Below are 17,224 nucleotides of genomic sequence, written 5' to 3'. Positions count from 1 at the left end.
GTCGCTTGACTGAAGTGGCGTTCCATTTCAACGCGCCTGACAAGCTGGCCTATGTGTGCCGTCTTGCGCGCAAGGCGCTGCGGCATCGCACGCAACTGGTGGTGCTGGGATCTTCCGCGTCGCTCAAGGCCTTGTCGCCCAGGCTCTGGAGTGTCTCGCCCACCGATTTCCTTGCCCACGCCGTCGAAGGCGATGGGGCCGGCATTGTGGCCTTCTCGCCCATCGTGCTGCTGGAGCGGCTGGACAGCGCGCCACACCACGACATGCTGGTCAATCTGGGCGGCGATGTGCCAGAAGGATTCGAGCGCTTTGCGCGTGTCGTTGAAGTGGTGTCTGCCACCGATGAGGAAGACCGGCATCTGGCCCGGCAGCGCTGGAAGCATTACGTGGCGCAGGGGATTTCCATCAAGCGCCATGACCTGGTCCTCAAGGAGTAAGCCATGAGCGCTCCCTCCAAAACCCCGCCACGCTTTGTTCCCACGCTCACCGATGTCGTGCCGGTCGATGCAGTGCAGTCGCCGGTGGCAGAACCGCCCGCTGTCGCTGCGTCCGAACTGCCGCACAGCGGCGAGACCGATTCCTGGGCGAGCGAAGGCATGCTTGCGCCACGCCGCGGCCTGGTTTCCATGCCCGCGTCCCTGCCGCCGCTGCCCCTGGATCTGCAACCCCAGCGGTCCATGGTCGCCGAGCCTGCGCCGCCTGGACAGGGCCCGCGGCCTGCAGTGCAGCCCGTGCATTCCGACTATCTGCCGCCCAGTGCGCCGTCTGTGGAAATGCAGCTGGCCCAGGAGAGCCGTCTGCTCGAAGTGGCCGAAGTTGCCGAGCCGGCCGATGTGCCAGAGGTGGCCCCGGCTGCATCGATCGAGGGCGACATTCCTGCCGCGCCGGTGGTGCAGGCCGACGCTGCCACGCAAGGGGTCGAGCCGGATCCGGCATCTGCGGCACCTGGAGCACCTAGGGCATCACCCGCCTGTGCATTGCCCACCATGGAGTCCATCTGGGACAGCCACGCGCAGCAGGTCACCGAGGAGTATCTGGTCCATCGCCTCATGCAGCGCGTGGACCTGGTGCTGGACCAGCGCCTGCGCGATGCCATCGCCACGGTGGTGCAGCAGCAGACGCGATCCATCGTCGTGCGCCTGCGCGAAGAGGTGGAGTCGGTGGTGCGCCAAGCCGTCTACGAGGCCGTGGCCGACGAACTGGCCCACCGGGCGAGTGCCGCACGCGGCGATGCTGTACAGGGCGGGGGGCGTTGATCCGTGATCGGGTAGGCGGGTGAAGGGTGAGAGGTGCCCGCCTGACCCGGCCTTCAGCCTGCGCGTGCCGGGCCTGAGAACACCTCGGGATTGAGGATGTTGCTGGGCTGGCCTGCAGCGAAGTTCACCACATTGTCGAAGGCGGCGCGGAAATACAGCTCATAGCTGTCTTGCTCCACATAGCCGATGTGCGGCGTGCAGATGCAGTTCTCCAGCCGCAGCAGTGCGTGGCCCTGGAGAATGGGCTCGCTCTCGAAGACATCCACGGCCGCCAGGCCAGGGCGGCCACGGTTGAGCGCGCCCAGCAGCGCATCGGCCTCCACCAGTTCGGCGCGCGAGGTGTTCACGAACAGGGCTGTGGGTCTCATGCGCGCCAGATCCTGCGCGGTGACGATGCCGCGTGTGGCCTCATGCAGGCGAAGATGCATGGACAGCACATCGGATTCGGCAAAGAAATCCTCGCGCGAAGCGGCGGCCGAAAAGCCGTCGGCCTGGGCCTTCTGGCGCGAGGACTCACTGCCCCAGACCAGAACCTTCATGCCGAAGGCATGGCCATAGTGGGCCACCAGCCTGCCAATGCGGCCATACCCCCAGATGCCCAGCGTGCGCCCGTGCAGCACGCTGCCCAGCCCGAAATTGGCGGGCATGGACGCCGCCTTGAACCCCGATTGCTGCCATGCGCCGTGCTTGAGGTTGGCGATGTACTGCGGCAGCCGCCGCGTGGCCGCCATGATCAGCGACCAGGTCAGCTCGGCCGGTGCGATGGGTGAGCCCACGCCCTCGGCAATCGCAACGCCCTGGTCGGTGCAGGCCTGCACGTCGATATGGGCGCCGGCCTTGCCGGTCTGCGCGATCAGCTTCAGGCGCGGGAGTTTTTCCAGCAACTGCCGGCTGATCTGCGTGCGTTCGCGGATCAGCACGATGATGTCCGCATCGCGCAACCGCACCGACAGCTGGCCCACACCCTTGACGGTATTGGTGAAGACCTTGGCGTTGAACGGCTCCAGCAGCCGCGCACAGTCCAGCTTGCGTACGGCGTCCTGGTAGTCGTCAAGAATGATGATGTTCATTGCCTGTGAATCTCTCATAAGCCTTTGATTTATCTCTGGGTTGCCGCGCAAGAGGTTGTCGGCAAATGTTCTGATCCGCTTTTGCGCTTTGCCCTGGGCATCATCAACGCGTACCTGAACCGGCCTGCCTGACTATTGTGTGACGCTTGCGCAGCCAGGGCCCCGAGGCCCGACGGTCACATTGTCGTTCAACCAGCCCCGGGCTTGAGGCTGAAGGCTTCGGCCCGCGCCAGATCGCGTGGCCGTGGTTACACAAGCCGCGCAGATGCCAGCAAGCCCTGGCAGGTGAAGCCGATCACTGGCACGCTCTGTCGCCCGCGCAGCTGTATCAGCGAATTACACCCTGCAACGCCTTGCGGACCCCTGGTCGGACGGGACTTGGGGGTTGCCACCTGCCGGCGAAGCCGGTGAAGGCCGAGAGTGTGATGGACCGCGCTCAGTCGCACTCAATCATGGTTCCACCCAGTATTCGGCAGCTCCGCCCTTGACTGTCACTGATGAATTGGCCGTTGCGGTTGTAGATTCCGCCATTGCTGTCGTAGCAAAGTGCACCCTTGCAACTGGATAGAGGAACAGGCTGAGCCGCCCGCGGTGTGAAAACCGGCTTCGGTGGTTCCTGCATCAGCGGCGTATTGGAGCCGCATGCAGCATTGACGCTGGTGATTGCTGCATTGGTGCGTATCCGTTTTTCATCCAGGGAAAGGGTGCGAATGCTGGATACGAATTCCAGCTCCTTGCGCGCCTCCTTGCACTGGGAGGATGCGCCGAGCTGCTCCGGTGCAGGAGCATTCGCCTTGCGGGCCTGCTGTTCGATGACGCGCTGCTGGCTCTCGACCTGGCGCTGCTGCATTTCGTTCATCTGGCGCTGCTGCTTTCGCTCATTGGCCTCCGCGGCCTCGGCCCGTTCGCGGTAGATTTCATCGTCCGATTTTTTGCGCTGTATCAGTGCGCCGGATTGGTCGCTGCTGCAGGGGCTGTCTGAAAAAATCAGTTTTCCAGAAACATCCTTGCATTGATAGACCTGGGCGGCGGCAGGTAAAGCCAGAAATGTCGCAACGATTGTCAGAGTCAATAGGCGCATATGCATCTCGGTGAATGAATGGGAGTGATGGTATCCCGGTACGGTGAATCGGTTGAGGTTAAGTTATTCCAATAGGCCGCTGCAAGGGATGCAGGGTCGGTATTGCCGCCACGGGATGGCTGCCTGTGCTCGCTTGCCCGGAGTAAACTCGACCACCGCAGCAATGGCTGCACGATGGGAATGGAGCTTCCCGAAACCGCCCTGCAAGGGGCTGATGGCTCCTGCCTTGGTGGTGCGTGTCCTGCCGGTGGCAGGGCCGTGCCTTGATCCTGCCCGGCGCGCCCGTCCCGGTTGTTTGATGAAAGGACGGTCATGGGTATCTATGGTTTCATTTTGGTGTTCGTGGGCGGCGGCCTCGGCTCCGCGCTACGGCATGGCTCGAACCTGCTTGCACTGCGGCTGGTGGGCAGTGCCTATCCGCTGGGCACCTTGGCGATCAATGTGCTGGGCGCTTTCGTGATGGGGGTGGTGGTGGAGTGGTTTGCGCTCAAGACTTCGCTGCCGCAGAGTGCGAGGCTGTTCATCACCACGGGCATTCTGGGCGGCTTCACAACGTTTTCGACCTACGCACTGGAGATCGGCATGCTGTACGAGCGCGGCGACTGGCTCGCTTCCGTGCTGTATGCGCTGGGTTCGCTGGTGCTGGGCGTTGCCGCGCTGTTTGCGGGGCTGGGGCTGGTTCGGATGGTGGCCCATTGAGGCGCCCTGATTGCGCTATGCTGTGCGCCATGGCCCGCCTGAACGCAACGCAGATTATTCGCACCATCCATTGGATGGTGGGTTAGCCAGCGGCCTTCGGCGCCATGCAACCCGCCCAGAGGAGGCGGGTTTTTTCATTCCGCCTCCAGGGTTTTCACAAGCCTTTCAGGAGATGGATATGCAGGTTCTCGAACCGTCCCGCCATGCGGACGACGCCCAGGCCGATTCCCGCGCTGCGCGGCCGGCCACGCTGCACATGGTCTGCGGCAAGATCGGCTCGGGCAAGTCGACGCTGGCACGGCAACTGGCGGCGCAGCCCGGCACGGTGCTGGTCAGCGAGGATTCCTGGCTGGCCGGTTTGTATCCCGGCGAGATGCAGTCGGTGGCCGACTACGTGCGCTGCAGCGCGCGGCTCAAGGGATTGATGGGGGCGCATGTGCAGGCGCTGCTGGATGCCGGCGTTTCAGTGGTGCTGGACTTTCCTGCCAACACGCTGGAAGGCAGAGGTTGGGCGCGCAGCGTGTTCGAGAGGGTGGGTGCCTCCCACCGCCTGCATTTCCTGGATGTGCCCGATGAGGTCTGCAAGCAGCGCCTGCGTGCGCGCAATGCGGCGGGGGATCATCCCTTTCAGGCAAGCGATGAGCAGTTCGACCTGATCACCAGCTACTTTGTCGCGCCTTGCGCACAGGAGGGCTTCGACGTGGTGCATCACCCGTATGTGCGGGCCTGACCGCAAAGGCCGTGCGGCCGCCGGCTCGCCCACTGGAACGCCTCCTCGATCGCCTACTCAATCCCCGCCAGACCGTGCCTGCACTTGCACCCAATAGCGTGTACGGGTGCTCAACTGCAAGGGGAAGCGGCTGACGAGCGCGGCCAGGGCGCGATCGGTGTCGTCCACGGGAAAGGCGCCCGAGACACGCAGGCCTGCCACCTCGGGCGTGCAGCCCAGGTAGCCGGGCCGGTAGCGGGCGAGGGCGTCGATCAGCTGGCCCAGCGGCATGTCCAGCGCGATCAGTCCGCCTTCGTGCCAGCTGGCGGCAAAGGGATCGGCAGACGCGGGTGGCTGGGCGGCGCTGGCCGAGAAGGCGGCGTGTTGCCCGGCCTGCAGCTCGGTGGGGGTGGCTTCGCTGTCCAGGGGCTGCAGGCGCACGGCCTTTTCCTGCACGTTGACATGGCACAGGCCGTCGTCCGCGACATGGACCGTGAAGCGCGTTCCCAGGGCCAGCACATGGCCTTGCGGGGTTTGCACACTGAAGGGGCGGCCCAGTGCGTCTGGCCCGGTGGCGACGAGGATGCGGCCGCGGTAAAGGCGCAGCAGGCGCTGGCGGTCGTCGAAAGCCACGTCCACGGAGGTGGCTGTATCCAGGGCCACCAGGGAGCCGTCGGGCAGCGTCAGGTCGCGGCGCTCGCCAGTGGCGGTGCGATGAGCGGCCTGCCAGTGCTCGAGCGGCGCGCCTTTCCAGGCGAGCCAGGCCGTGGCACCGCTGCCCAGGCCAAGGGCCACAGCACGCACCGCAGAACGGCGATTGGGGTCGGAGCGGCGGCCCAGCGCCTGGCGCGCCAAGGGTGCGGGCAGATGCGACAGCTGTGCGGTGACGGATTGCACGCGCAGCCAGGCGCGCTGGTGGGCGGGGTCGGCCTCGTGCCAGTCCGTCCATGCCTGCTGCAGGCTTGGCGTCACCGCGGTGCCGCGCAGTTTCACGTGCCAGGCAGCGGCCTCATGCAAGGCCCGTCGGTCGTTGCTTTCCAAAGATCCCTCGCCCATGTGGCTATGCCAGGACCAGGCAGCAATGCTCCATCGCCCGGGTCAGGTAGTTGCTGACGGTGCGCAGCGACACGCCCAGGCGCTCGGCGATCTCGGGGTAGCTCAGTTCCTCGAAATGGGACAGGACGAAGGCTTCGCGCACCTTGGGTGCAAGGCCCTGGAGCATGCGGTCCACGTCGAGCAGGGTCTGCTGGACGATGGCCTGCTCCTCGGGCGAAGGCGCCAGCGACTGCGGCAGCTGGGCAAGATAGTCCAGATAGGACTGCTCCAGCGTGCGGCGGCGAAACAGGTCGGTGACCAGGCCGCGGGCGATGGTGGCCAGGTAGCGCCTGGGCTCGCGGATGTCCTGCTGCGGCACTGGCGAGCGCAGCAGGCGCACGAAGGTGTCCTGGGCCAGGTCGGCCGCATCGTCACGGTTGCCCAGGCGCTTGCGCAGCAGGCTTTCCAGCCAGGGATGGTGATTCTGGTAGAGGCTGTGCACGGAGAGGGCTTGTGCGAAAGAAGCGGGGAGGCCGGGCGTAGAAGCCGAGATGGGCAACGTGGCGGTCTCGGTTGCAAAAGATAATAAGAATGCTTATCAATTATCTTTCACGCAGGCTTTACTCCTGAGGACTGGGTATCTTTCTGTTGCATGTGCGCTACAGGGAGATGCTGGCGGAACTTCCACGCCGGCCCTGCGCCGGGCGATTGCGCTGGTAGGCGCTGGGCGGAGCGCCAAAGCTGCGCCGGAAGACGGCGGTGAAGGCGCTGGGACTGTCGTATCCATGGGAGAGCGCCACTTCCAGGACCGAGGCGCCAGCGGCCAGCCGGGGCAGGCTGAGCAGAAGACGGGCCTGGCGGCACCATGCGCCGAAGTTCATGCCGGTCTCGCGCAGGAACAGGCGTGCCAGCGTGCGGGGATGCATGTGCAGCCGCTGTGCCCAACTGGCCAGGCCGGCGTCCTGCGATGGGTCGTCCACAAAGCTGCGGCAGCAGGCGGCCAGGGCGCCATGCCGGGGCATGGGCACGTGCAAGGACAGGGCGCGGGCGCGCTCCATTTCGTCGAGGATCAACTGCATGACACGCTCCTCCCTGCCGCCCAGCGGGTAGTCCATGGGCAGCTCGATGGCCTCCAGCACGAGTTCGCGCAGCAGGGGCGTGACCTGCATCACTCGGCAGTCTTGCCACAGGCCGGGCCGCAGCCCCGGCTCCACGAACACGGTGCGCATGGCCACGGGGCCGGCGGCCATGTGGATGGCGTGCAGGGACTGTGGTGGAACCCAGACGGCGCATCCCGGGGGGACGACCCAACTGCCCGAATCCGCGCGGATCAGCATCACTCCCTCGGTGGCATGCAGCAGCTGGCCGCGGCGGTGGGCATGCGGTGCGATGGCAGCGCCGGCCGCCATGTCTGTGGCAAAGGCCACGACCGGGCGGGCCGTGTGCTCGCCGTGCGGGGGCAATGGAGCGGCCGCAGGCACGTCATCCAGGCAAGCGCGTGTGCGGGCATGGGAAAGTGGGCCACTTTGCCGGGTTGTCATTTTCTCGACGATTGTTGTTGCTTCGTAGCAGGAATGCAGATCATGCACTTTCTACGATGACCCACTTTCAATCCGCAGGAAAGTGGCAGGTATGGAGATGATTTCCCTTTCGAGAATGACGGACGTGACAGGAGGCAGGGCATGAACCGCGCACGTCTGGGGCTGCTTACGGGCACGCATGCCATCAACGACCTCTACCAGGGACTGGTTCCTGCGCTGTTGCCCTTCATGGTGCTGGAGCGCGGCTACAGCTATACGGAAGCCAGCGGCCTGATGCTGGCGGCCACGGGCCTGTCGAGCATGGTCCAGCCGCTGTTCGGCCTGTATGCCGACCGGTCGCCACGGCCCTGGATGGTGCCGGCCGGCTTTGTGGTGGCCGCCCTGGGCCTGGCCCTGGTGGGCATGAGCCCGGACTACTGGGTCAGCTGGTTGGCTGCCGTGCTGTGCGGCCTGGGGATCGCGGCCTACCATCCGTCCGCAACGGTGGCGGCCCGCATGGCGGGCGGCGGCTCGCAGAAGGCGATGAGCGTGTTTTCGGTGGGCGGAACGGCGGGGGCATCGTTCGCTCCCATGCTGGCTGCGGCCGTGGTGGGCGCAGGCGCCTTGCACCGCAGCTGGATGCTGGCCCTGCCTGCAGCGGCCATGCTGGTGCTCTGGTATGCCTGTACTTGGCGGGATGGAGCCAAGGACCATTGCGCCACCCGGCGCCTGGCCGTGGCTCAGGGCGAATTGCCCGCCAACCACTGGCGCGCCTTCTTCCTGCTGTGCGGGGTCATCGTCTGCTGGTCGATTCCCTATGTGACGGTGCTGTCCACCCTGCCCATGTTCGTGACGCGCGAGCTGGGCGGCTCGGACTTCATGGGAGCGGCCACGCTGACCTCATTCACAGCCGCTGCGGCGGTGGGCACTTTGCTGGGGGGCACGCTTGCAGATCGCCGGGGGCGCACGCAGGCCATCCGCGCCGGCTACCTGTTGGCATTGCCTGCCCTGGCGGCCCTGGCCCTGGCCTCCACGCCATGGATGGCGCTGGCCTGCACCATGGCCCTGGGCGTGTGCATGTTTCTTCCGTTTGCCGCCCAGGTCACGCTGGCCCAGGACTATCTGCCGCGCAACCAGGCCACGGCCAGCGGGCTGACCCTGGGGCTGGCCATGTCGATAGGCGGCATGGTGGCGCCGTTGTTCGGCATGCTGTCCGATGCGCGCGGACTGCGTTTTTCGTTGAGCGTCGTGCTGTGCATTCTGTGCGTTGCCGCGGCGCAGGCGTGGTGCATGCGCAATCGGCGCAGCGAGGGGAGTGCTGCACCGGCGGCTGTCAGGGCCTGATGCGCAGCCCCTGCCGCTGGGCAAAGCAAGAGACAGGCCCGGGCTCTCGCAGACCGGGTGGACGGGTTGGTCTCAGGGCGACCTCAGGCCGGTGTCTGCGCGCCGTGCGCTTCCATGCGTTCCAGGGCGGCACAGACATCGGCCATGCGGCCCGAGATGAACAGGCATTCGGGCTGCTCCTGCGGCGAGCGCTGGATGATGCGCAGACCCGAAGGCAGGGCCTGATCTGCCGGAAGTGAGGGCAGTTCGGGTTGCAGGGGCAGCAGCAGCTGCGCATCCCTGTGTTCTGGCAGCCGTGCTGACTTGCTGCGCCGCTGCTGGCTGCGGCGGCGTGCCTTGCTGAAGGACAGGATGGTCGCCTGCTCGGATTGCACAGGCGATTCGGGCTGGATGGTGCGCATGGCGGGCTCCATGGCGGCGGCGGGCAGGCGAATGCCCTGTGCCAGGCGCAGGAAGGACAGAGAAGACAGTGTTGGCAGAGCGAATCCCATGTGACGACTCCTGTTGGCGTATTTCAAAGAGGCATGGACACAGGCAGGATTGCGGTTTGCGGGCAAAGCTCCGCCCAGGGCGAAGCTGCAAGGCTTCGCGCCTACCACCTGGGCGGTGCATGAAGTAGGGGGCAACCCGTGCAGGGCTGCCTGTCCGGTTTACATGGACATGCTGTTGCGGATCAGCCCCACGGCCAGGCCTTCAATGGCAAAGGCCTCTTCGGGAGCGACGCGGATCACCGGGTAATCGGGGTTTTCCGGCAGGAGCTCCACGCCCTGCGTGGTGCGGCGCAGACGCTTGACGGTGACTTCATCTCCCAGGCGTGCCACGACGATCTGCCCGTTGCGGGCTTCATGCGCGGACTGCACGGCCAGCAGATCGCCGTCCATGATGCCCGCGTCGCGCATGGACATGCCGCGCACGCGCAGCAGATAGTCCGGGCGGACCTGGAACAGGCTGGGTTCGACGGAATAGGTCTGGTCAATATGTTCCTGGGCGAGAATGGGCGAGCCCGCCGCAACGCGGCCCACCAGCGGCAGCATCAGCGGCGCCAGGGCCGACAGCGGCAGCCCGAAGCTGGTGCCGCGTGCGGCATTGATGTTGCGCACGGTGTCGGTACGCAGGCGAATGCCGCGGGAGGTGCCGCTGACCAGTTCGATCACGCCTTTGCGGGCCAGGGCCTGCAGATGTTCCTCTGCTGCGTTGGCGGACTTGAAGCCCAGCGTGTTGGCGATTTCCGCGCGGGTGGGGGGCGCGCCCGTGCGGGAGATGGCGGCCTGGATCAGGTCCAGGATCTGTTGCTGGCGGGCGGTGAGCTTGGGATGGTCGAGCATGGCGTGCGTCCGGTCCTTGAATTCAGATGGCAGGCAGAGAAGTCATCTGATGATTTATACAGTATCTGTATTTTTAACCAGTTTTCCAAGAGGTGCAAGTGGGGCAGTCAAAGTTGGTGATTCTTGGCACGGGCGGCACCATCGCCGGCCGGGCGGATTCGCAGTCGCAGGCAGTGGGATACAAGGCCGGACAGATCACGGTGCAGTCGCTGCTCGATGCCGTGCCGGATCTGGAGCAGCAGGCGCTGGGGCCTGTGCAGACGCAGCAGATCGCGCAGGTGGACAGCAAGGATATGGACTGGCCCGTGTGGCGCGCGTTGCTGCGTGCCTGCACGCAGGCGCTGGAGGATGCGGACACACGCGCCGTGGTGATCACGCATGGAACGGACACGCTGGAAGAGACGGCCTGGCTGCTGCACAGCCTGCTGCCTGCCACCAAGCCCATAGTGCTCACTTGCGCCATGCGCCCGGCCACGGCCCTGCTGGCCGACGGACCGCAGAATCTGCGCGATGCCGTGACCGTGGCCGCCAGCGGCGGGCGCAGCGGTGTGTGGGTGGTGGCCGGCGGCGAAGTGCATGCGGCGGCCCAGGTGCAAAAAGTCCACCCTTACCGACTGCAGGCCATGCGCTCCATGGAAGGTGGCCCGCAGGCCCTGGTGGAGGAAGGGCGCGTGCGCTGGCTGGTGGCTGATGCGCCGGTCACGCCGGTCGTCCCCGTTGCGCGGATGGTGATTTCCGCTCCCGCTCTGTCTGACCTGCTGGCGCTGGATGACCTGCCCTGGGTCGAGGTGGTGTTCAGCGTTGCCCTGGCGCGAGCCTGCGGCGTGGATGCGCTGGTGGCCGCAGGCGTGCGCGGCATCGTGGTGGCCGGCACGGGCAATGCGACCGTTCACGAAAGCATGGAAGCGGCCTTGCTGCGTGCGCGCGACAAAGGCGTCTGGATCTGGCGGGGCACGCGCTGCGCCGAAGGCCTGCCCGTTGCCTCGGGGCTTGGCACGGACCCCGCAGAGGCCGATCTGGTCCAACTGCCCGTGGCCAAGGCGCGGATTGCCATGATGCTGGCGCTGGCCGCGCAGCCGCGCGACTGATCCTCTGGGCGTCGCCGGCGCTTCAGATGCAGGCGGGCAACAAAAAAGCACCCGGCGGGTGCTTTTCTGGGGTCTGGCGCATGGCCTGCGTCATTCAGCCAGTGCTGCCAGGGCGCGCTGGGTGATGTCTTCCACCGAGCCCAGGCCGCTGATGGCGCGGTACTTGGGGGCTGCTGCGGCTTCCTTCTCGGCCCAGGCGCGGTAGTAGTCCACCAGCGGGCGGGTCTGGCTGCTGTAGACGTCCAGGCGCTTCTTGACCGTTTCTTCCTTGTCGTCCTCGCGCTGCACCAGCGGCTCGCCGGTCACGTCGTCCAGGCCTTCGACCTTGGGCGGGTTGAACGTGACGTGGTAGGTGCGGCCCGAAGCGGGGTGGGAGCGGCGGCCGCTCATGCGCTCGATGATGGCATCGAAGGGCACATCGATCTCGAGCACGTAGTCCAGCTTCACGCCGGCGGCCTTCATGGCGTCGGCCTGGGGAATGGTGCGGGGAAATCCGTCGAACAGGAAGCCGTTGGCGCAATCGGGCTGGGCAATGCGCTCCTTGACCAGATTGATGATCAGGTCGTCGCTGACCAGTTGGCCGGCGTCCATCACGGCCTTGGCCTGCTGGCCCAGGGGCGTGCCGGCCTTGACGGCGGCACGCAGCATGTCACCGGTGGAGATCTGGGGAATGCCGTACTTCTGGCAGATGAAAGCGGCTTGCGTGCCTTTGCCGGCGCCGGGTGCGCCCAACAAAATCAGTTTCATGGAAGTCCTTGAGGAGAGTAGAAATTCTTGTCTGCCGGATCGGCCCACCGGGGCGGACAGTCCATGCGTCATTTTTTTGTCGCGGGCAAGGATAGCACGCACAGGGCCAACACTGGCTTACACGCACGGGGCAAAACTGTCGCCTGTGCAATCGCCAAAACCTGCGTTTTGCTGTCCGACAAAACCGCATGGGCGGCGTTGCTGCAAATGGCGATGCCCGGCATCGCCATTTGTGCGTTTTCAGCGGCCGGCCGATTCAGGCCGGCGGGTTGGACAGCTGGGCGCGCACCCGCTCCAGATCCTCGCGCGTGTCCACGCCAGGGCCAGGTGCATGGGGTGTGACATGGACGGCGATGCGGTGGCCGTGCCACAGCGCACGCAACTGCTCCAGGGCCTCCAGTGCCTCGGTGGGTGCCTGGGAAAGCTGGGGGAAGCTGCGCAGGAAGCCGGCGCGATAGCTGTAGATGCCGATGTGGCGCAGCGGTGCGAAGCCGGGGTGGCCCAACGCTGCCGATGCCGTCTCCCACCATGCCTGGTCCGCATGCTCGCGCGCGAAGGGAATGGGCGCACGGCTGAAATAGTGGGCCATGCCCTGGCCATCGCAGACGACCTTGACCACGTTCGGGTTGACGAAGTCGGCAAGGCTGTCAATGGCATGCGCCGCCGTTCCCATGCTGGCCGAAGGTTGCCGGGGCAGCAGGGCGGCCACGGCGTCGATGAGTTCGGGGGCGATCAGCGGCTCGTCGCCCTGGACATTGACCACGATGTCATCGCCATCGAGACCCAGCAGCGCGCAGGCCTCGGCCAGTCGGTCGCTGCCGCTGGCATGGTCGTTGCGCGTGAGCACGGCCGCCACGCCATGCGCGGCACAGGCGGCGAGGATGCTTTCGTCATCGGCTGCGACCACGCACCGTGCGGCGCCGCTGCGGCTGGCGCGCTGTGCCACGCGCACGACCATGGGAAGCCCTGCAATGTCGGCCAGGGGCTTGCCCGGCAGGCGGCTGGAAGAAAGGCGGGCGGGAATCAGAACCGTGAAGGGCGCGGAGGACATGGTGCGTGCAGGAGTGAGGCGAAGGCGTGGGGCGGCGCAGGTGATGGGAAAAATCAGTCCTCGATCTCGTCGTCGTCCAGCGTGCGGGCCTCGGTTTCCAGCAGCACGGGAATGCCGTCGCGCACCGGGTAGGCCAGGCGCGCGCTGCGCGAGACCAGTTCCTGGTGCTCGCGGTCAAAGCGCAGCGGGCCTTTGGTGACGGGGCAGACCAGCAGTTCGAGAAGTTTGGCGTCCATGGCGGATCCTGTGTTTTGAAGGGAAAGGGCGGGCCGTGGCAGCCAGCCGAGACGGAGATGATAGTCAGGCGGGGCAGGGGCGCAGTGCCTGCAGCCGCTCATCCAGCAGCGCCCAGAAATCCGCCGGCAGCTGCAATTGCAGCGCAACCGCCCAGGCCTGGGGATGGGTGCGCCACAGCTTGACGGCATCTTTTTCGGTGCAGACCAGCGGGTCTTCGTTGCGCCCCAGGCGCTGGAAGCTCTCAAAATTATAGTGATCCGGCAGCGCCTGGACATGCTCCAGCGTCAGGCCTTGCTCGCGGGTCAGCATGGAGAAAAAGCCCTCGGGCCGGGCCACGGCGGCCACGGCCTCCACGGGTCGTCCGCGCAGGGTCGCCAGGGGAATGCGCTCACCGCGCGCATTGACGCCTTCAGCGGCCAGTTGGCGATGCATGGCAAAGGCGGGTGCATCCGTTGGCGGGCAGGTACCCGCGTGCAGCACGGCGGTGACGGGGCGCGGCCAGGGCTCGCGCAGCGGGCCGGCCGGCAGCAGCCAGCCGTTGCCGATGCCGTCGTCATTGAAGACGCACAGCTCGATGTCGCGGGCCAGGGCCAGGTGCTGCAGGCCGTCGTCGCTGATGACCACATCCACCTGCGGGTGGCGGGCGCGCAGGGCCTGGACGGCCTCGATGCGCTTGCGGGCCACGAAGACCGGCACGCCGCTGGCACGCGCCAGCAGCGCGGGCTCGTCACCCACGTCGGCGGGGGCGCTGTCAGGACGGGCCTCGCGGCAGTCGTCCGTGCTGCGACCATAGCCGCGCGAGACGATGCCGGGACTCCAGCCGCCATCGCGCAGATGGCGGGCCAGGGCGAGCGTGACGGGGGTCTTTCCGGCGCCGCCCGCAATCACGTTGCCGACGACGATGACCGGAATGCCGGCCTGGCCCCCACGCCTGAAGCCCAGTGCATATGGCAGCCGATGCAGGCCCAGCAGGGCGCGGTACAGCAGGGACAGGGGAAGGAGCGCGCAGGCCAGCGGACCGCGGCGGCGCCAGGCCGCGCGAAGCCCCCGGGCTGCGGGGGCAGGACCAGTCCGGGGCATGGCGGCTTGCCTTCAGCGCCCGGCGCTGGCCGAGGTCTGCGTGGCGAAGGTGATCTGGGACAGTCCGGCGCGGCGCGAGGCTTCCATCACCGATACCACGGACTGGTGCGGCGCAGTGGCATCGGCGCTGATGATGACCACGCTGTCCTTGCCGGCGACGGCCGCTGCGGCCAGCGCCTGGGTCAGGCCGGTGACGCTGCGGTCTTCCACGGCGGTCTTGTTGATGGCATAGCGGCCATCGGCTGCGATGGCGACGATGATTTCGCGGGGCCGGTCGCGCTGCTGCTCGACGTCGGCCACCGGAAGGGTCAGCTGTAGCTCGGTGAACTTGCTGTAGGTGGTGGACAGCATCAGAAAGATCAGCACCACCAGCAGCACGTCGATGAACGGGATCAGGTTGATCTCGGGCTCGTCACGGCGGCGGGGACGGAAGTTCATGTCAGGTCTTTCGCGTGCTGGTTCACTTGCCGCCGACGCGGGTGAGGTGGCGCACGAACTGTTCGGAAGCCAGCTCCATGCCCAGCAGGTAGCCGTCGACGCGGGCGCGGAAGTAGCGCCAGAAGATCAGGGCCGGAATGGCGACGATCAGGCCGAAGGCCGTGTTGTACAGGGCGATGGAGATGCCGGCTGCCAGCTGGGCGGGGTTGCTGCCGCCGGTGGCCGATGCGCCGCCTTGCGAGCCGAAGATCTCGATCATGCCGATCACCGTGCCCAGCAGGCCCAGCAAAGGGGCGGCAGAGGCGATGGTGGCCAGTGCGCTCAGGTGCTTTTCCAGCGTGTGGGCGGCGGCGCGGCCGGCGCCTTCCATGGACGCGCGCAGCTCTTCTTCGCTGCTGTCCGGATGGGCCTGCAGTGCGCGCAGCCCGCTGGCCAGGACCTCGCCCAGCGTGGAGTTCTGTGCCAGTTGCTGCACGACTTCCTGACTGGGCAGGCCGCGCGAGGACACGGAAATCGCCTCGCCCAACAGGGCAGGCGGCGCAACACGGGCTGTTTTCAGCGCCACGAAGCGTTCAAAGACCAGGGCCAGAGCCAGGATGGAGCAGGCAATCAGTGGCCAGATCGGCCAGCCTGCGGCTTGTATGATCGACAGCAAGTTGTTTTCCCCCCGCGTTTAACTGCAGCCGACGATTATGGCCCAGCCATGTGGCCGGTCCAGGCGTCCCGGCTGCGCGATCGGCCTAAAACTGTGACCGGGCGCAGCATCCAGGCAACGGGCGGTGTCCCGGTTTCCGGCCTCGGGCTTGCTCATATAGCACAATTTTCTGTGGATAACTTTGTTATCAAGCTGCCTGCGCAGATGCGGCGGCGACGGCGAATGACCACTGTGACAAATGTGAATTCTTTGTTTCAGTAAAAAATCTCTTATTAATCAAATGCTTGCGAGGTATTCTTGAGATTGCTTGTGCAAATCATCGCCAAAGTGCCTCTTCAAGGCTGCATCTGCCGGCCTGTGGAGAATGTTGCACTGCATGCTGACCGGGAGCCCGCATGAGCGGTGCATTTGGCGCAATGAATCCAGCAGCGGCGCCGCTGGTCTGGGAAGTCGGCGCGCTGTGCCGCGCCGTGAGCGATGCCTTGCAGGCGCGCTTCAATCCGGTGGCGGTGCGCGGCGAGATCAGCGGCTTCTCGCGCGCGGCCAGCGGCCATTGCTACTTCAGCATCAAGGACACCGGCGGGCAGATCCGCTGTGCCATGTTCCGGCGCGCGGCCCAGCTCATGGACTTTTCGCCGCGCGATGGCGAGCTGGTCGAGTTGCGGGGCCGGCTGGGTGTCTACGAGCAGCGCGGTGATCTGCAACTGGTCATCGAAAGCATGCAGCGTGCAGGCCAGGGCGCACTGTTCGAGCAGTTCCTGCGGCTGAAGGCGCAGCTGGAGGCCGAAGGCCTCTTCGATGCGGCGCGCAAGCGCAGCCTGCCGCCGCTGCCGCGCGGCATTGGCGTGGTGACTTCGCCGGGGGCTGCCGCGCTGCACGACGTGATCACCGCGCTGCGCCGCCGCGTGCCCCACATCCCCGTGGTGCTGGTGCCGGCCCTGGTGCAGGGCGCGCAGGCACCGGCCTCGCTGATCGACGCGTTGCAAAGGCTTTATGGGCTGGCGCAGGAAGGCGCGGGATCGGTGGCCGGCGCGCCGCACATCGAAACCATCTTGCTGGTGCGCGGCGGCGGCTCCATCGAAGACCTCTGGGCCTTCAATGACGAGCGCCTGGCCCGCACCATCGTGCAAAGCCCGGTGCCGCTGATCAGCGGCGTGGGGCACGAGACCGACTTCACCATTGCCGACTTCTGCGCCGACCTGCGCGCGCCCACGCCCACGGCGGCGGCGGAGTTGGTGAGCCAGCCGCGCGAAGTCTGGCTGGGTGCGCTGCAGCTCATGCAGGGCCGGCTGGAGGACGGGGTGCAACGGCTGCTGGACCGCCAGCAGCAGCGCCTTGACCTGGCGTCGCAGCGCCTGGGCCGGCCCAGCGAACAGCTGGCGCGCAGCCGGCTGCAGCTCAGCCGCCAGGCGCAGCGCCTGCGCCATGCCATGCAGTTGAGGCTGCAGCGCATGGACCATGCGGGGCAGGGCCTGCAGGCGCAGCTGCCTGCGGGCATGCGCCGCGGCCTGGACAGGCGTGCGGATCACCTGGCGCGCATGGAGCTTCGCCTGCAACTGCTGGACCCGCGCCTGGTGCTGCAGCGAGGTTATGCCCTGCTCACCGATGCCGAGGGCCATCCCGTGACCGAGGCGCGCCGTGCGCCACCGGGCACGGCGCTGCAGGCGCAACTGGCGGACGGCAGCCTGGACCTGGTGGTGACGCAGCCGCGCCTGCTCTGAACTGCGGCCCGCTGTGTGCAGCGTTCGGCGTGCAGGGAGTGGCGGGCGGCAGGCGGTATCCGTGTAGGCCGATTGGCCGGATTGCGGTCAATTCACATCCACCCTCGCGGCAGCGGGCCAAGATGGCCGATTTGGAGCGCGCTTTCGCCGCAGGGTCACGAACTTGTT

At 66.6% G+C, this 17,224-nt stretch carries 20 protein-coding genes and 1 riboswitch; of the genes, 7 read left to right on the top strand and 13 right to left on the bottom strand.

The genetic code is table 11. The features are described 5' to 3' along the window. Positions 1-5: 5 nt before the first annotated feature. Together ACF8ME_RS13610 and ACF8ME_RS13605 are read left to right on the top strand one after the other, a co-directional pair. A complete protein-coding gene (locus ACF8ME_RS13610; RefSeq protein WP_016445885.1) occupies positions 6-437 on the top strand; it encodes a DNA polymerase III subunit chi in 432 nt (143 codons plus the stop codon). Between the two features lie 3 nt (positions 438-440). Then, a complete protein-coding gene (locus tag ACF8ME_RS13605) occupies positions 441-1,256 on the top strand; it encodes a hypothetical protein (RefSeq protein ID WP_392416922.1) in 816 nt (271 codons plus the stop codon). 53 nt (positions 1,257-1,309) lie between these two features. Here the strand turns inward: ACF8ME_RS13605 and ACF8ME_RS13600 are convergent, their stop codons facing one another. Together ACF8ME_RS13600 and ACF8ME_RS13595 are read right to left on the bottom strand one after the other, a co-directional pair. Further along, on the bottom strand, positions 1,310-2,326 hold the full coding sequence (locus ACF8ME_RS13600; protein WP_016445887.1) for a D-2-hydroxyacid dehydrogenase family protein: 1,017 nt from the start codon (positions 2,324-2,326) through the stop codon (positions 1,310-1,312). Between the two features lie 436 nt (positions 2,327-2,762). Further along, positions 2,763-3,407, bottom strand: a complete 645-nt coding sequence (locus ACF8ME_RS13595) for a DUF4124 domain-containing protein (RefSeq protein WP_392416921.1) — start codon at positions 3,405-3,407, stop codon at positions 2,763-2,765. Between the two features lie 167 nt (positions 3,408-3,574). Then, a riboswitch (Fluoride riboswitch) is annotated at positions 3,575-3,638 on the top strand. An 81-nt stretch (positions 3,639-3,719) separates the two neighbouring features. On the opposite strand from ACF8ME_RS13595, the gene crcB reads away from it, so the two are divergent. Together crcB and ACF8ME_RS13585 are read left to right on the top strand one after the other, a co-directional pair. Further along, positions 3,720-4,106 (top strand): fluoride efflux transporter CrcB, encoded by a 387-nt coding sequence (gene crcB, locus ACF8ME_RS13590; protein ID WP_016445889.1) that lies wholly within the window; start codon positions 3,720-3,722, stop codon positions 4,104-4,106. A gap of 178 nt (positions 4,107-4,284) precedes the next feature. Beyond that, positions 4,285-4,836: an ATP-binding protein gene (locus ACF8ME_RS13585; protein ID WP_016445890.1), complete on the top strand. Its 552-nt coding sequence runs from the start codon at positions 4,285-4,287 to the stop codon at positions 4,834-4,836. A 57-nt stretch (positions 4,837-4,893) separates the two neighbouring features. Here ACF8ME_RS13585 and ACF8ME_RS13580 read toward each other — a convergent pair whose 3' ends face one another. The 3 genes from ACF8ME_RS13580 to ACF8ME_RS13570 form a co-directional block, all read right to left on the bottom strand. Continuing rightward, on the bottom strand, positions 4,894-5,871 hold the full coding sequence (locus ACF8ME_RS13580) for a FecR domain-containing protein (protein ID WP_392416919.1): 978 nt from the start codon (positions 5,869-5,871) through the stop codon (positions 4,894-4,896). 4 nt (positions 5,872-5,875) lie between these two features. Further along, on the bottom strand, positions 5,876-6,352 hold the full coding sequence (locus tag ACF8ME_RS13575; RefSeq protein ID WP_017405010.1) for a sigma-70 family RNA polymerase sigma factor: 477 nt from the start codon (positions 6,350-6,352) through the stop codon (positions 5,876-5,878). Positions 6,353-6,509: 157 nt separating this feature from the next. Further along, positions 6,510-7,391: a helix-turn-helix domain-containing protein gene (locus ACF8ME_RS13570; protein WP_160852488.1), complete on the bottom strand. Its 882-nt coding sequence runs from the start codon at positions 7,389-7,391 to the stop codon at positions 6,510-6,512. Between the two features lie 141 nt (positions 7,392-7,532). Here ACF8ME_RS13570 and ACF8ME_RS13565 point away from each other — a divergent pair, with 141 nt between their 5' ends. After that, the gene (locus ACF8ME_RS13565; RefSeq protein ID WP_392416917.1) at positions 7,533-8,714 is read left to right on the top strand and encodes an MFS transporter; all 1,182 of its coding nucleotides are present in this window, start codon (positions 7,533-7,535) and stop codon (positions 8,712-8,714) included. A gap of 83 nt (positions 8,715-8,797) precedes the next feature. On the opposite strand, the gene ACF8ME_RS13560 is transcribed toward ACF8ME_RS13565, so the two are convergent. After that, the gene (locus ACF8ME_RS13560; RefSeq protein WP_016445895.1) at positions 8,798-9,205 is read right to left on the bottom strand and encodes a hypothetical protein; all 408 of its coding nucleotides are present in this window, start codon (positions 9,203-9,205) and stop codon (positions 8,798-8,800) included. Positions 9,206-9,364: 159 nt separating this feature from the next. Beyond that, positions 9,365-10,039, bottom strand: coding sequence for a transcriptional repressor LexA (gene lexA, locus ACF8ME_RS13555; protein WP_016445896.1), 675 nt, complete (start codon positions 10,037-10,039; stop codon positions 9,365-9,367). 98 nt (positions 10,040-10,137) lie between these two features. Here lexA and ACF8ME_RS13550 point away from each other — a divergent pair, with 98 nt between their 5' ends. After that, entirely contained in the window at positions 10,138-11,127 is a 990-nt protein-coding gene (locus ACF8ME_RS13550) for an asparaginase (protein WP_392416915.1), read from the top strand. 90 nt (positions 11,128-11,217) lie between these two features. Here the strand turns inward: ACF8ME_RS13550 and adk are convergent, their stop codons facing one another. The 6 genes from adk to ACF8ME_RS13520 all read right to left on the bottom strand — a co-directional run bounded on the left by adk (position 11,218) and on the right by ACF8ME_RS13520 (position 15,335). Next, complete coding sequence (adk, locus tag ACF8ME_RS13545; protein ID WP_016445898.1) at positions 11,218-11,874, bottom strand: adenylate kinase; 657 nt, start codon at positions 11,872-11,874, stop codon at positions 11,218-11,220. Positions 11,875-12,130: 256 nt separating this feature from the next. Further along, positions 12,131-12,925 (bottom strand): 3-deoxy-manno-octulosonate cytidylyltransferase, encoded by a 795-nt coding sequence (gene kdsB / locus ACF8ME_RS13540; protein WP_392416914.1) that lies wholly within the window; start codon positions 12,923-12,925, stop codon positions 12,131-12,133. A gap of 53 nt (positions 12,926-12,978) precedes the next feature. After that, complete coding sequence (locus ACF8ME_RS13535) at positions 12,979-13,161, bottom strand: Trm112 family protein (RefSeq protein WP_016445900.1); 183 nt, start codon at positions 13,159-13,161, stop codon at positions 12,979-12,981. 64 nt (positions 13,162-13,225) lie between these two features. Continuing rightward, on the bottom strand, positions 13,226-14,242 hold the full coding sequence (gene lpxK / locus ACF8ME_RS13530) for a tetraacyldisaccharide 4'-kinase (protein ID WP_392416913.1): 1,017 nt from the start codon (positions 14,240-14,242) through the stop codon (positions 13,226-13,228). A 12-nt stretch (positions 14,243-14,254) separates the two neighbouring features. Continuing rightward, positions 14,255-14,680, bottom strand: a complete 426-nt coding sequence (locus tag ACF8ME_RS13525) for a biopolymer transporter ExbD (protein WP_012205405.1) — start codon at positions 14,678-14,680, stop codon at positions 14,255-14,257. 22 nt (positions 14,681-14,702) lie between these two features. Further along, on the bottom strand, positions 14,703-15,335 hold the full coding sequence (locus ACF8ME_RS13520; protein WP_016445902.1) for a MotA/TolQ/ExbB proton channel family protein: 633 nt from the start codon (positions 15,333-15,335) through the stop codon (positions 14,703-14,705). 395 nt (positions 15,336-15,730) lie between these two features. Here ACF8ME_RS13520 and xseA point away from each other — a divergent pair, with 395 nt between their 5' ends. Further along, on the top strand, positions 15,731-17,056 hold the full coding sequence (gene xseA / locus ACF8ME_RS13515; RefSeq protein WP_392416911.1) for an exodeoxyribonuclease VII large subunit: 1,326 nt from the start codon (positions 15,731-15,733) through the stop codon (positions 17,054-17,056). The last annotated feature ends 168 nt before the right edge of the window (positions 17,057-17,224 follow it).

This window comes from Delftia sp. WSY_7 (assembly GCF_043104845.1).
Classification (GTDB): domain Bacteria; phylum Pseudomonadota; class Gammaproteobacteria; order Burkholderiales; family Burkholderiaceae_C; genus Comamonas; species Comamonas tsuruhatensis.
This window is presented reverse-complemented; position numbering and strand designations above follow the sequence as displayed.

What these genes read in the sequence shown, in the direction of transcription:
- ACF8ME_RS13605 (WP_392416922.1), top strand. Translation starts at nt 441, where the DNA reads ATGAGCGCTCCCTCCAAAACCCCGCCACGCTTTGTTCCCACGCTCACC.
- ACF8ME_RS13600 (WP_016445887.1), bottom strand. Translation starts at nt 2,326, where the DNA reads ATGAACATCATCATTCTTGACGACTACCAGGACGCCGTACGCAAGCTG.
- ACF8ME_RS13595 (WP_392416921.1), bottom strand. Translation starts at nt 3,407, where the DNA reads ATGCGCCTATTGACTCTGACAATCGTTGCGACATTTCTGGCTTTACCT.
- crcB (WP_016445889.1), top strand. Translation starts at nt 3,720, where the DNA reads ATGGGTATCTATGGTTTCATTTTGGTGTTCGTGGGCGGCGGCCTCGGC.
- ACF8ME_RS13585 (WP_016445890.1), top strand. Translation starts at nt 4,285, where the DNA reads ATGCAGGTTCTCGAACCGTCCCGCCATGCGGACGACGCCCAGGCCGAT.
- ACF8ME_RS13580 (WP_392416919.1), bottom strand. Translation starts at nt 5,871, where the DNA reads ATGGGCGAGGGATCTTTGGAAAGCAACGACCGACGGGCCTTGCATGAG.
- ACF8ME_RS13570 (WP_160852488.1), bottom strand. Translation starts at nt 7,391, where the DNA reads ATGACAACCCGGCAAAGTGGCCCACTTTCCCATGCCCGCACACGCGCT.
- ACF8ME_RS13565 (WP_392416917.1), top strand. Translation starts at nt 7,533, where the DNA reads ATGAACCGCGCACGTCTGGGGCTGCTTACGGGCACGCATGCCATCAAC.
- ACF8ME_RS13560 (WP_016445895.1), bottom strand. Translation starts at nt 9,205, where the DNA reads ATGGGATTCGCTCTGCCAACACTGTCTTCTCTGTCCTTCCTGCGCCTG.
- lexA (WP_016445896.1), bottom strand. Translation starts at nt 10,039, where the DNA reads ATGCTCGACCATCCCAAGCTCACCGCCCGCCAGCAACAGATCCTGGAC.
- adk (WP_016445898.1), bottom strand. Translation starts at nt 11,874, where the DNA reads ATGAAACTGATTTTGTTGGGCGCACCCGGCGCCGGCAAAGGCACGCAA.
- kdsB (WP_392416914.1), bottom strand. Translation starts at nt 12,925, where the DNA reads ATGTCCTCCGCGCCCTTCACGGTTCTGATTCCCGCCCGCCTTTCTTCC.
- ACF8ME_RS13535 (WP_016445900.1), bottom strand. Translation starts at nt 13,161, where the DNA reads ATGGACGCCAAACTTCTCGAACTGCTGGTCTGCCCCGTCACCAAAGGC.
- lpxK (WP_392416913.1), bottom strand. Translation starts at nt 14,242, where the DNA reads ATGCCCCGGACTGGTCCTGCCCCCGCAGCCCGGGGGCTTCGCGCGGCC.
- ACF8ME_RS13525 (WP_012205405.1), bottom strand. Translation starts at nt 14,680, where the DNA reads ATGAACTTCCGTCCCCGCCGCCGTGACGAGCCCGAGATCAACCTGATC.
- xseA (WP_392416911.1), top strand. Translation starts at nt 15,731, where the DNA reads ATGAGCGGTGCATTTGGCGCAATGAATCCAGCAGCGGCGCCGCTGGTC.